Source organism: Myxococcus hansupus (assembly GCF_000280925.3).
Classification (GTDB): Bacteria; Myxococcota; Myxococcia; order Myxococcales; family Myxococcaceae; genus Myxococcus; species Myxococcus hansupus.
This window is the reverse complement of sequence record NZ_CP012109.1, coordinates 2,200,623-2,212,787: the sequence shown is the minus strand read 5'-3', so window position 1 is coordinate 2,212,787 and position 12,165 is coordinate 2,200,623. Positions and strand designations below refer to the sequence as shown.

The following is a 12,165-nucleotide window of genomic DNA, read 5'->3' as shown; positions in this document are numbered from 1 at the left end:
CTCACGGGCGGCGCTTCCACACGTCGCCTTCACGCGTGAAGCGCTCGCCCACCCAGCGCTCGCTGGCCGCGGACAACTGCCATTCGCCTCGACCGAGGAGGACCAGGTAGTCGCAGCGCTCCAACAGGGGCTTCACGGTGTGCTGGGTGCTTTCATCCTCGAAGGCCGCGGCCGCCGTGGCGAAGCGCGCGGTGGCGCCCACCGCGCCGTGCAGCATGAAGCCGTAGGGGTCGACCAGGATGGGGTTTCCCAAGGGCACGCCGGGCAGGCGGCCCGCGGCGATGGCCCACCCGGGCTCGAAGGCACAGAGCGAGGCATCCGCCGGCACGGCGGCGCGAATCGCACCGCCGATGACCAGGAGCCCACGGTCGCGCTGCTTGGACAAACGGATGGCCTCGGACAACGTCGAGAGCGCGGTGAGCCCCAGTACCCCCGTTGCGGCCACCGCGAAGCGCCGGGAGCGCTGGTCCGCCCAGGCCAGCACCCACGAAGCGCCCAGTCCCGAGAGCACGGCCGTCACGGGCGCGAGGCTCGCGTTGTAGTGGCTGAAGAAGCTCTTGGACGACAGGAAGACGGCGACCGTCAGGAGCCCTGCCACGGAGAACAACCGCTCCGCGACCGCATCGCGCCGCCTGGAGCGCACCAGGGCAACGGCGAGTCCCAAGAGGCTCAGCACCGAAACGCCCCAGTGGCTCTCTCCCATCAGCAGGCGCAGGCGAATCGAGGGCTCCAGCACCCCGTCGGGAGGCCGCAGCACTTGAAACCGGAGGAGCCCTTCCAACAGGGGCTCCGCCGCCATCACCAGGAAAGGCCCCATCCAAACGAGCCCGGCCACCGCCGCGGCGCCCACCGTCCTCAGCGCCCGTCGCCACTCGCCGCCCCCTCCGAGCGCCCACACCGTGGCCAGCACCCACACGCCCGCCGTCAGCTTGACGGCACAGGCGGTCGCGAGCAGCACGCCCGCGCCGACATCACGGCGCCAGGCTTCGCGTCCTTCCGCTGGGCGCAACAACACCCAGGCCATTCCCAGACACGCCAGGTTGAGCACCGGCTCCAGGACCATGGCGCGGTCCGAGGCGGAAGCCTCGGGATGGACGGCGTAGACGAGCGCGGCCACCACACCCGCGCGTGTTCCCCATCGCTCCTGGACGATGCGGCCAGACAACACCGTGCTCAGCGCCCCCAGGGCGGGAACACACCACCGCACCGCGGCGAGGACCGAATCCACGTCCATGACGCGAGCGAACGCCGCCACCGGAGCCCAAAGCACGGCGATGCCGGGCGGATGGACGAAGAAGTAGTCGCGGTACGGCAGCACGCCGTGCGCGAGGAGCGCGGCCGCGCTGAAGTAGACCCCTTCGTCGAAGTCCACCGGGTAGCCCAGCGCCCCGTTCCGGTTGAAGAACGCCGCGACGCGAAGGAGCCACGCCCCCACGCCCACGAGGAGCAAGGGCGCCCAGGGATGCCGCAAAATGGTTGTCACGGGAGTCAAGCGGTCGCCGGTGCTCACCGCGCCAGCATGCACCAGACGCCGTCAATCGTGGTGAGAACATGCGAGCGAGGCCTGCCCCGGACCACTTACCGGAGCAGGCCAACGTTCAGATGCTTCGTGCCGAGGCGCGTTGTCCCGGCTGCGGCAGGGTGGAGTTGAAACGCCGAGGCCCCTGCGGCGGGCTATGTACAGGGGAACCAACTTGCGTTGTAGACAATGGCTGATGGAGTCCCCAGGGCATCAACGACGTAGACCTTGGGCGTAAGGTGCTCAACGATGGGGCGATCCCGTGTCGGCCTGAAGCAATAATAGCCCTCCGTATCGCCGCCAGGACTGAAGCTGGACTCATACGTCTGGCGGTTTTCTATCAAATACGTACGGTCGCCCCAGGAGTAGGAATAGGGCGGAACGCCTCCGGTGACACTCGCGGTACAGCTCAGGTCTGTCACCCACGTTCGGACGCAGGAAATAGAGACAACCGGAACGGCAAGGTCCGATTCAACGGAAGACAGCGCGACAGCGTGTTCCTGAGCGTCTTCGGAGGGAGCGTTGACGCCACCGTCGATCTCCGAGCCTCCGCAGGCAGTGGTCATCGAAACCGCGAACGCAACCGGCAGCAAGGCACGACGTAAAAACATTCGCATAAGAGAGCATCCTCAACGTGGGGAGATGCAGCCATTCACTCAGTAGCTCACGGTCGCGGAGTAGGCGAAGTGGTCGGAGCCGTACTTCTCCAGGCGCTCGGCGGGGCCGGTGCCGATGCCCTGACTGACGTAGATTTGATCGATGGGCACTCCGGAAACGCCCGCCGTGCGCAGGTGGTTCATGCCGGCGATGTCCTGAGACACCGCACGGTTGAAGTCACCCACCAGCACGACAGGGAGCCCTCGGCCGCGCAACTCCTGGACCACCTCTCGCACCACTGCGTTGTGCGTATGCCAACGCGCCTGACGCTCGGGGTGCTGACCATTCCATGCGCCGGAGATGTAGTGGGTGTTGATGAATGCCAGCTTCGCGCCGGACTGCTTGTTCTTCAGCACGACCCAATTGACGAACCGCGAAGGCGTCACCCCTGCCTCGCCTTCGTGGGTGAGCCGGGAGCCCTGCCCCGTCATGTCGTACTTGTTCTTCCGCCACGAGATGGCGATGGAGTTCCGGGCTCCGAGCCGCTCCGCGCCGGGCCGATAGTGGTCGTAGTACTCCAGCGCCTCGAGCTTGGAGTGTCCTTCCGCTGTGCTCACCTCCTGCCAACCAATGACGTCCGCGAGTGGCCTGAAGTTCGCCTCCCCGCGCAGGGTGTTGTGCGTCGCGACGGTGGTGGTCGTGGCGACGAGCGACACCCTCTCTACCTCGTCGGGAGAGAAGACGCCAATGGAGACCAGGAAGCTGAGGACGACAGAGGATACGAGCTTGAACACGGGCTTCTCACGCAAGAATGAACGACGTTGAATGAAGCAAGCTCACGTGAGCCCTGCCGCATTGGCGCCCTACATCCCGCCCATGTGACAGGCCCACGAGGGCACCCAGGCGTTCGGCTGCCGAGATGTCCCCTAGACGGCGCGGCCGGTCACAATGCGCACGAGAACCAGTGAATGTTGTCCGCGGTGTTCGACCGAGCGCCCGTCGCGTCGGTGACGTACACCTTGGGCTTGATGTCTTCCGAGGCGGGTATTCCCTCGCCCGGTTCGTGGCAGTAGGAAAACCTGGTGGCCCCGCCGGGATTGAAGCTGGAGTCGTACGTCCGGTTGTTCCAGTGGAGGAACAGGCGCACTCCCCAGTAGTAGGAATAGGGAGGAACGCCGCCAGTAACGTTCGTCGTACAGGAAACGCCCTCAACCGTAGTCCTGGCACACGAGACAGAAACGACTGGAGTCGACAGCGCCGCATCCACCGAAGGCGGCGCGATAGCTTGCGACTGGGCGTCTTCGGCAGAATGCGCGACGAGGTCGTCTGACTCCGCCCCACCACAGGCGGTCATCAAGACACCCGCAGCCACCACTGGAACCCAGGCACGCCGTGCAAGTCGTTGCATTCGGGAAGCCTCCTTGTTGGGAGGCGCGAGTATGTCGGCGTTGCGAGAGGCGCGATAGCTGCGTCCGGAATGACACGGCAACTGATGACTGCCTTACGAAATCACAGACACTGTTCCTGTGCTTTTCCCGCCGCGACAGACAGGCAATCAGCTCAGCGCGTCAACCCACGTCCGCAGGCGAGGCTCCGCCTGGGCTTCACCGCGAACGCCGGGCTCGGCATCCAGCGGCAAGGTGTGGAAGCCCCGGGCTTCCAATCCCTTGCACATCTCCGCACGGACCTGGGCATCCGGAGCGAACAGGATGCAGCCGTCGCCGCCACCCGCGCCGGACAGCTTCCCCGCCGCGCCGTAGCTCGCCGCCAGGGCCAGCACGCGGCGCATGCCCTCCGTCTCCAGCGGCCCCAGCTCCAACAGCAGCGCGTGCTGCGCCTTCACCGCCTCGGAGAAGGCCCGGAAGTCACCGCCCGCGAGCCCATCCTCGATGGCGTGCCCCAGCAAATCAGAGCGCTCCACGAAGTGCTGCCGCCCCGAGGCCTCCAGCCGTGCCTCCACCTGGCCAATCAGCACCCGCGTCGAGGCGCTCTCACCCGTGAAGGCATACGCCATGGACACCCGGGGCGAAGGCAGTCGCCACACATCCACGGAGGGCGACTCCGCCAGGGCCGCGCGCAGCCGTCCGGTGTTGCTCGCCTCAATCAGCGGCGCCACGTCGTAGCGCCGGTAGCGCAGCACACTCCCCGCGAAGCTCGTCGCCACATCCCCGCCGCTGCCCTTGCCGCCCTGCCCTGCCGTGTGCGCCAGCAACGCCAGCTTCAGCGCGTCGTAGCGCTCCTCCAGCACGTAGCGCGCGCCCTCGGCCGCCAGCACCGTCGCGCACGCACTGCCACCCATGCCCAGCTTCTGACCATTCGGTCCCACCGCGGACGGCGCCACGGCCAGGTCGAAACCCGCGCTCGCGCGGCCATGCGCTCGAAGCGCCTCGTCCAGCGCCCGCGCCACGAAGGAGAACCCGGCCGGGACCTCGCGCTCCCAGCGCACGCCCAGCGGCGTAGTGCTCCCCGCCAGCGTCCCCTCCTCCAGGCACACGTGCACGCGGGCATCCGCGCGTCGGCGGACATACGCGGCCGTGCGCGGCGCCACCGCCGCCAGCCTCGCCACGCCGCCCCACAGCACGGCGTACTCACCGGAGAGGAACAGCTTGCCCGGCGCGGAGAGCGCGCGCTCCATCAGAACAGGTGCTCCTGCTTCAGCACCGCGTCACCACCGGGCGTGCACCGAATCACATCCACCGCGCCGCACGCGCGAGCCAGCGCCTCCGCGGCGACCTCGTGCGCGGCGTCCGTCAGCAGCACCGGGTTCGGGCCCGCGTCCAGCGTGAACCACACCGGAATGCCCTTCTTGCGCTGCTCCTTCAGGTGCTGGATGAGCCCCAGCGTGCCGGCGTTCATGTAGCTCAGCGGCGGATTGGCGGCGAAGGACGTCGCGTGCATGCGCCAGGCGTTGCGCTCGCACAGCTCGCCCAGGCCCTGCAAATCTCGCTGGGCGATGAGCGCACGGGACTGGACCACCTCCGCCTCGGCGTCCTTCACCCACGCCGGGTAGTACGGGCTGGTGTCCACCGTGAGCTTCATCCCATCCCGCGACTTCACCTCTTTCTCGCCGCGGTCGAGAATCGCCACCACCATGCGCAGGTCCGGCCAATGGGCCGCGTCGAAGCGCTGCACCGCGAAGCTGTCCTCACCATCCGGACGCTCGCCGCGCTGCCACTCGCAAAAACCACCCTGCACGCTGCGGCACGCGGAGCCACTGCCCAACCGCGCCAGGATGCTCGCCTCGCGAGGCTCCGACGACAGGCCCGCCGCCGCGCGTCCCGCCACCGCCAGCGCCGCGAAACCCGCCGCGCTGCTGGCCAGGCCCGCGGCCATGGGGAAGTCGCCGCGCGACACCACCTTGGACGGGCCCAGCTCCGCCTTCGACTGCGTCCGAATCACATCCAAGAGGCGCAGCACGCGGTCGCGCTCGCTGCCCTTCGCGGTGTGTCCGTTGAGCTCCACCTGGTCGCTCGCCACGCCAAACTCCACCGTCGTCGTCACCGACAGCGGGGACAGCGTGAGGGACAGGCTGGACTGGTGCGGAAGAATCAGCGCGTCGTCCCGCTTCCCCCAGTACTTCACCAGGGCGATGTTGGGATGCGCCAGAGCTGTGGCTTTCATGGGAAGACTCACGACGCCCGCGGACCCGCGAGCTGGCTGCTGAAGCAGCGCACGCCCATCCGGGTGAGCTTCGTCACCACCGGCTTGGGCTCGAGGAACAGGCCAATGACGGCCCCACCATCTCCACCCGCGCCGGTGAGCTTGGCGCCCAGCGCCCCCAGCTCCCGCAGCCGGTAGATCATCTCTTCCAACGGCGGCGACGACAGGCCCAGCGCCGCCAGGAGTCCCTGGTTGACGTTCATCGCGTCACCCAACGCCTCCAGGTCGCCCGCGGACACCGCCTTCGCGCCTTCGGCGGACACCCGTCCAATCTCCGTGAACAAGCGCTCATAGCGCGCGGGCCAGCGGGCCTGCCGCTCCCGCAGCGCACCCACCGTCTTCTTCGTGGGGCTGCGCTCACCCGCGAGCGTCACCACCACGTGCAGCGGCCGGGGACTGTCCACCACCTGCCCCGTCCCCTTGGCCGCCCCCGGCTTGCGCCGGTAGAGGACGAGCTGCTCCATCGCGCTGGTGGTGTGGTCCAGGCCCGAGGGCGAGCCGTGGAACTCCTGCTCCATGGCCCACGCCACGCGCACCGCGTCCTTCGACGAGGGCGCCTTCCCCGCCGCCTGGAGCAACAGCCGCGAGCACGCCACCGACAACGCGGCCGAGCTGCCCAGCCCCACCGCCAGCGGCAGGTCCGCCTCCAGGGACACCTTCACCGGGGGCGCCCCCGTGGCCTCGGCCGCGCGGGCGAACGCCGCCGTGAGCTGCTCGCGCTGCAACCGGTTGAGCCTGGCGGGCAACGCGAGCTGGCAGGACTTCGACGGCACGGCGCGCGCCGTCACGCCCTGGGACAGCGGCCCGGCCAGGGCCGGGTGTCCGTACACGACGCTGTGCTCGCCCAGCAGGATGACCTTGCCGGCGCCAAAGGCCGACAGGGATTCAGAAGAAGGGGCCACGGCGTCAAACCGTGGTGCCGGTCGCGGCCGCGGCATCCTCGGCGGGGAGGCTGGCCAGCAGCTCGCGGGCCTTCTCCACCTTCACGTGTCCCGCCTTCACGAGCAGGTTGGCGATCTTCTCCACCCAGTCGCCGCGAGCACCCGCCGTCACCGCCACGCAGCGCGCGTGCATGGCCATGTGGCCCTTCTGGATGCCCACGCTGCCCAGCGCTCGGAGCGCCGCGAAGTTCTGCGCCAGTCCCACCGCCGCGAACACCATGGCCAGCTCACGCACGCTGGTGGTCTGCATCAGCTTGAGCGCCATCTGCACGCCCGGGTGGATCTTGATGGGCCCGCCCACCGTGCCCAGCGCCATGGGCAGCTCGATGCGGCCCACCAGGTGGCCCTCTTCCAGGTACCAGGTGGACAGCGGCCGGTACTGACCGTTGCGGCAGGCGAACGCGTGCGCGCCCGCTTCAATGGCGCGCCAGTCCTGCCCCGTGGCGATGGCCACCGAGTCGATGCCGTTCATCACGCCCTTGTTGTGCGTGGCGGCGCGGTACGGGTCGGCCTCCGCGAAGCGGCTGGCCTGGGTGATGCCTTCGGCGATCTCCTCGGCCGGCATCTCGAAGTCCGCCAGCAGCGGGACGGGGATGCGGCACATGGCGCGCGCCAGCCGGCGGTCCGCCAGGTTGGAGAGGATGCGCAGGTACACCTTGCCGCCGGTGATCTGCTCGACGAGCGGCGCCACGCCCTCCGCCATGGTGTTGATGAGGTTGGCCCCCATCGCCTCCTGGGCGTCGATGATGAGGTGGACGATGAGCAGCGGCTCGCCGCGCGGGCCCTCGGGGGCCGGCAGCACGCGAACCTCGACGTCCTTCGCCCCGCCGCCACGCGCCACCATGGCCGGGTGGAAGCTGTTGGCCAGCGCGAGGAGCTGCTCCTTGTGCGCCAGGATGCGCTCGGTGGCCACCGTGGGGTCGCCGTACCGGGACACCTGCACCTGGCCAATCATCAGCGACGCGTCCGCCTCGCCGATGAAGCCGCCCGCCTCGCGGACGATCTTCGCCGCGAAGGACACCGCCGCCACGACGGAGGGCTCCTCCACCGCCATGGGCACCAGGTAGTCGCGCCCGTTGACCTGGAGGTTGAGCCCCAGGCCGAGCGGCAGGGAGAAGGTCCCCACCGCGTTCTCGATCATCTGGTTCGCCAGGACGGGCTGCAGCGCCTCCGAGCCCAGGAGCTGCTGCACGTCCTCGGGCGTGAGCCGGAACATGCGGGAGAGGTGCGCGTGGCGCTCCTCCATCGGAAGCTTGTGGAACCCGGGGAGCCGGGACGTCACGGTGTCAGACATGTTCTTCCTTCCAAACTTCGGCGAGGCCACCCTCTACAGCGCCGCCAACCAATCCTTCAACTCTCCGGTGACCACCCGGGGCCGCTGCCTCAATTCAGCGCAGCTTCTGCTTCCCGTCAGGATGAGCGCCTGCCGCAGCCCGCCCAGGAGCAGCTCCAGTGCCGCCTCCGCCCCTTCGAATCCGCCCGCCTGCTGCGCGCGGAACAACGGCAACGCCAACCCCGCCACGTCCGCCCCCAACGCCAGCGCCTTGGCCGCGTCCAGGCCCGTCCGGAGCCCTCCGCTCGCCACCAACTGAACGCCCGAGCCCACCGCCCGCCGCACGGAGGCCACCGCCGCCGCCGTGGGGATGCCCCACGCACTGAATTCCGCACCCAATTGAGCTTGTACGCCCGACGCGCGAAGTTGTTCCACGCGCACCCAGGACGTCCCGCCCAGACCGGACACGTCGATGTTCCGCACGCCCAGGTCCGCCAGCCGCCGGGCGACGTCCGGGCCAATGCCGCACCCCGTCTCCTTCACGAGCAGCCGGTCCCCAAAGGCGCGCACCAGCAGCTCCACCACCTGGTAGCCGCCCCGGAAGTCCCGGTCGCCCTCGGGCTGCGTGAGCTCCTGCCCCGCGTTGAGGTGCAAGGCCAGGCCGTCCGCGCCAATGCCATCCACCAAACGGCGCGTGCCATCCACGCCCAGCGAGATGGCCTGGAACATGCCGATGTTGCCCAGCAGCGCCACCGTGGGCGCCACCTGCCGGACCTGGAACGACGCGGCCCGGGAGGCGTCCTCGGACATGGCGCGCTGACTGCCCACGCCAAAGGCCAGGCCGTGCTTCTCCGCGAGCCGCGCCAGGTCGCAATTCACCGCGCCCGCGCGCTCCGTGCCGCCGGTCATCCCGGTGACGAGCAAGGGGTAGCGCAGCCGCTTGCCCAGGAAAGGGGTGGACAGGTCGACATCATCCGCCGCCATCTCTGGCATGGCGCAGTGGACCAGTTTCACACACTCGAGCAGGGTGTTGTTGCCCGCGGGCTCGACGTCGCCGGTGCTGCAAAGGTCGAGATGCGCGTCCTTGCGTCTGGCTGTGAGGTCGTCGCCCATCTCGCTGAAGTCCGGTCCGCCCCCGTGGTGGCAAGGCTCGTAAGTACCTGAATGACCGGAGTTTCCTAGCAAGCTGAGCGGCCGAGGTGCAAGCCAAAGGGCCCGGACGGTCGCCTCCGCCATGTGGGTGGACGATGCCTCCTTTTGAGCGGTATGAGCCCCGCGTGAGCGCCTCCCTGACCCACGTGGTTGTCTTCCTGCACAGCGGCGACTACGACCGCGTGCACCAGGGATTGTCCATCGCCGCGGCAACAGTGGCATCAGGCCGGCGGGTCGAGGTCTACCTCTTCTGGTGGGCCCTGGAGCGCTTCCTCGATGACGCGCTGGATGAACCGGACTTCATGGGTCGCGATGACGTCACGGACCGCTTTGAAGCCCGAGGCATGCCCACGTTGCGCGCGCTGCTCGCACACTTGGACGACTCCGGCTTGTTCACGCTCGCCGGGTGCACGGGCTCCCTGGGCGCCCTGGGTGCCGAGGCCCGCGCGGACGCGAGCGGCATTCCCCTGTGGCTGGGCTGGAGCGCCATCCTCCAGCGCACCGCGGGCGTGACGGACCGCTTCTACCTCTGACGAAGCGGCCGCCGCCCACGGTGGCCTTCCCGGCGTCACACGTTCAGCTTGAAGCCCAGGATGAAGGTGCGAGGCGCGTTGGGCCGCGCACCGTACGGACGGCGGGACAGGACGACCTGCTCGTCCAGGATGTTGCGCACGCTCAGGTACACCTGGCCCCAGCGCGAGAAGTTCCAGTTCGCGTTGGCGTCGAACGTGAGCATCGCGTCCGTCAAATCCCCCGGAGCCGCCTCACCCTGCCCCGCGCGCTCGCGCATGGAGTCCACGTAAAGGGCGCTCAGGAACAGGCCGCCGAAGGACGTCTCCACGCCCGCGGTGGCGTAGAGCTGGTGCCGCGGCACATAGGGCAGCTCGTCGCCCGCGCGCACGTTGCCGAACTGCGGATCCGCGGACTGGAAGTCCTCGCGCAGCCGCGTGCGGGTGAACGTGTACGACAGCGAGGTGGGGAACGTCAGCCCGCCGCCCGGGCGGAACGTCTTCTCGCCGAAGACCTCCAGGCCATAGATGTACGCCTTGCCCGCGTCCGTCTGCCGGTCGAGGTCGTCGTTGAGGCAGCCGCTGGAGAACGTGCAGATGTCGGTGAGGTTCGAGTAGTCGTTGAAGAAGCCCACCGCCTCCAACCGCTCGCCCCGCCGCGTCCACCGGGCGCCCGCCTCGTAGTTGATGCTCTTCTCGGGGAGCACCGTGTCGGGCTGACCGGGCGCCGGAGGCGAGAAGCCGCGATAGGCGCCCGCGAACAGGCCCAGCTCCCGCGTGAGCGCGCCATAGACGCCCATGCCGGGCATCAGCACCTCGACCGCGCCGCGCGACTCCGTGTCCGTCAGGCGGTTCACGGAGTGCGAGCGGATGATCTCCATCCGGACGCCCGGCGTCAGGACCAGCGGCCCCCAGCCGATGGCGTCCGTCGCGTGCAGGGCGAAGGCGTTCGTGGAGTCCTTGTTGTTGGCGGTGGTGTACGTGGGCTCGTTCGCGTGAACCAGCCGGCCGCCCTGCATGAGGAACGCGTCCTCGGTGTGCAGGCGGTCGATGCTGTCGAAGTGGTAGCGCGCGCCGAACTCGACGTTGTGACTCAGCGGCCCCGTGGTGCCGCTCCAGCGGGCCACGCTCTGGAGTCCCTGGGACACGTAGGTCCGGTCATTGGGACCAATCATCAGCGCGTCCTGCGTGGACGAGCTGTCGAGCTCACCGGTGAGCACGCCGTAATAGATGGCGTTGCGCGCGCTCGTCGGGTCCGCCAACACGCTGGCGACGGACGTGCCGCGGAAGCGGTTCACCTTGCGCCAGGCGCGCGTCAGGTCGTGACGGTACACGGAGGTCGTCACCGCCAGGGAGCCCGCCTCCAGCTCGTGGCTGAGGACGACCTGCGTGCGGTGCCACTTCATGTGGTCCAGCGCGCTGGAGACGTAGCGGCGCAGCGGATTCGCCGCGAAGTCCGCATCACTGAGCCCCAGGTAGGTCTCGTTCGAGTCCTCGTCGGAGTAGCCCAGCTTGACGTTGAGCGTCTGGCGGACCGGACCTTCCGGGACGAGCAGGTAGCGGCCCTTGGCCATCCACTCGTTGCGGTTGAAGCCCGTGTTGCCGCCAATCGTGTCCAGCTCCTTGAAGCCGTTGCTGCGCAGGTGGACGCCTTCGAGCAGGAAGCCCGCGCGCTCGGTGCTCGCGCCGAAGACGCCGTGCGCCTTGCCGTAGAGGTACCCGCCGCCCGCAACGTCCAGCCAGATGGACTCCGACGCGGGGATGTCCCGGGTGAGGAACTCCACGGAGCCGCCCACCGTCTGCGGCCCCTGCTGGATGGCCGAGGGGCCCTTGAGGACGCGGATGCCCTGCATGCGCGTGGCGAGCGGGAAGTAGTAGGCCGCGGGCGCCGAGTACGGCGCGGGACCAAAGAGGATGCCATCCTCCAGGAGCGTGACCTTCTTGCTGCGGTCCGGGTTCACGCCGCGCAGACCTACGTTCGGCCGCAAGCCGAAGCCGTCCTCGCCTCGCGCGTAGACGCCGGGAACCGTCCGCAGGATGGCCTCGGGGTCATCCCGCTCGAAGCGCTCCAACTGCGCGGGCTTCAGCACGTGGATGGAGCCGCTCGTGCGCGCCTCCGACGTGCCCACCACCACGCTTTCGAATTTCTTCTCGACGGCCTCCGGCGAGGGCTCCAGCACGAGCGGCGCGCCCGTGGGGGTTCCGGTGGCCAGGGGTGCATCACCCGCCAGGGGCGCTTCGGTGCCCGTCACGGACTCGGCGGCCGGTTCCGTGGGCGCCTGGACCTCCGCGCCGGCGTCCTGCGCCGGAGCCGCGTCCTGCGCCTCGGGGACCGTGGCGGCCTCGGGGGCCTGGGACGACTCGGTCTGCGCCGCGGCAGGGGATGCCCATGCCAGCAAGAGCGCTGGAAGCGTCCAGCTCCGCGCCCGCATCTTCTTGTGCTCGAACAGTGCCATCTGAAGCGTTTCGACCTTGTTTCGACCGGGATGTTCGACGATTGAAAAAGCCAGGAGC

The 12,165-nt window shown here is 69.0% G+C and carries 10 protein-coding genes; 1 reads left to right on the top strand and 9 read right to left on the bottom strand.

Going from position 1 to position 12,165, the window contains the following annotated elements; translation table 11 throughout:
- Position 1 precedes the first annotated feature (1 nt).
- The 8 genes from A176_RS09090 to fni form a co-directional block, all read right to left on the bottom strand.
- Positions 2-1,483, bottom strand: coding sequence for a glycosyltransferase family 39 protein (locus A176_RS09090; protein ID WP_226994258.1), 1,482 nt, complete (start codon positions 1,481-1,483; stop codon positions 2-4).
- A gap of 692 nt (positions 1,484-2,175) precedes the next feature.
- On the bottom strand, positions 2,176-2,910 hold the full coding sequence (locus A176_RS09085) for an endonuclease/exonuclease/phosphatase family protein (RefSeq protein WP_002634225.1): 735 nt from the start codon (positions 2,908-2,910) through the stop codon (positions 2,176-2,178).
- Between the two features lie 149 nt (positions 2,911-3,059).
- Positions 3,060-3,524, bottom strand: a complete 465-nt coding sequence (locus tag A176_RS38620) for a hypothetical protein (protein ID WP_144429519.1) — start codon at positions 3,522-3,524, stop codon at positions 3,060-3,062.
- Between the two features lie 147 nt (positions 3,525-3,671).
- Complete coding sequence (locus tag A176_RS09075) at positions 3,672-4,751, bottom strand: mevalonate kinase family protein (RefSeq protein WP_002634223.1); 1,080 nt, start codon at positions 4,749-4,751, stop codon at positions 3,672-3,674.
- On the bottom strand, positions 4,751-5,737 hold the full coding sequence (mvaD, locus tag A176_RS09070) for a diphosphomevalonate decarboxylase (protein ID WP_002634222.1): 987 nt from the start codon (positions 5,735-5,737) through the stop codon (positions 4,751-4,753). Before mvaD ends, A176_RS09075 begins: the two co-directional genes overlap by 1 nt.
- Positions 5,738-5,745: 8 nt before the next feature.
- On the bottom strand, positions 5,746-6,678 hold the full coding sequence (gene mvk, locus A176_RS09065; RefSeq protein WP_002634221.1) for a mevalonate kinase: 933 nt from the start codon (positions 6,676-6,678) through the stop codon (positions 5,746-5,748).
- Between the two features lie 4 nt (positions 6,679-6,682).
- Complete coding sequence (locus A176_RS09060) at positions 6,683-8,011, bottom strand: hydroxymethylglutaryl-CoA reductase, degradative (RefSeq protein WP_002634220.1); 1,329 nt, start codon at positions 8,009-8,011, stop codon at positions 6,683-6,685.
- Positions 8,012-8,044: 33 nt separating this feature from the next.
- Positions 8,045-9,103, bottom strand: coding sequence for a type 2 isopentenyl-diphosphate Delta-isomerase (gene fni, locus A176_RS09055; protein WP_002634219.1), 1,059 nt, complete (start codon positions 9,101-9,103; stop codon positions 8,045-8,047).
- 134 nt (positions 9,104-9,237) lie between these two features.
- On the opposite strand from fni, the gene A176_RS09050 reads away from it, so the two are divergent.
- Complete coding sequence (locus A176_RS09050; protein WP_420811427.1) at positions 9,238-9,675, top strand: hypothetical protein; 438 nt, start codon at positions 9,238-9,240, stop codon at positions 9,673-9,675.
- 35 nt (positions 9,676-9,710) lie between these two features.
- On the opposite strand, the gene A176_RS09045 is transcribed toward A176_RS09050, so the two are convergent.
- On the bottom strand, positions 9,711-12,107 hold the full coding sequence (locus tag A176_RS09045) for a TonB-dependent receptor family protein (protein WP_002634216.1): 2,397 nt from the start codon (positions 12,105-12,107) through the stop codon (positions 9,711-9,713).
- Positions 12,108-12,165 lie beyond the last annotated feature (58 nt).

Coding starts and splice junctions, on each gene's coding strand:
- A176_RS09060 (WP_002634220.1), bottom strand. CDS start 8,011: ATGTCTGACACCGTGACGTCCCGGCTCCCCGGGTTCCACAAGCTTCCG.
- A176_RS09075 (WP_002634223.1), bottom strand. CDS start 4,751: ATGGAGCGCGCGCTCTCCGCGCCGGGCAAGCTGTTCCTCTCCGGTGAG.
- mvaD (WP_002634222.1), bottom strand. CDS start 5,737: ATGAAAGCCACAGCTCTGGCGCATCCCAACATCGCCCTGGTGAAGTAC.
- A176_RS38620 (WP_144429519.1), bottom strand. CDS start 3,524: ATGCAACGACTTGCACGGCGTGCCTGGGTTCCAGTGGTGGCTGCGGGT.
- A176_RS09045 (WP_002634216.1), bottom strand. CDS start 12,107: ATGGCACTGTTCGAGCACAAGAAGATGCGGGCGCGGAGCTGGACGCTT.
- fni (WP_002634219.1), bottom strand. CDS start 9,103: ATGGGCGACGACCTCACAGCCAGACGCAAGGACGCGCATCTCGACCTT.
- A176_RS09050 (WP_420811427.1), top strand. CDS start 9,238: ATGCCTCCTTTTGAGCGGTATGAGCCCCGCGTGAGCGCCTCCCTGACC.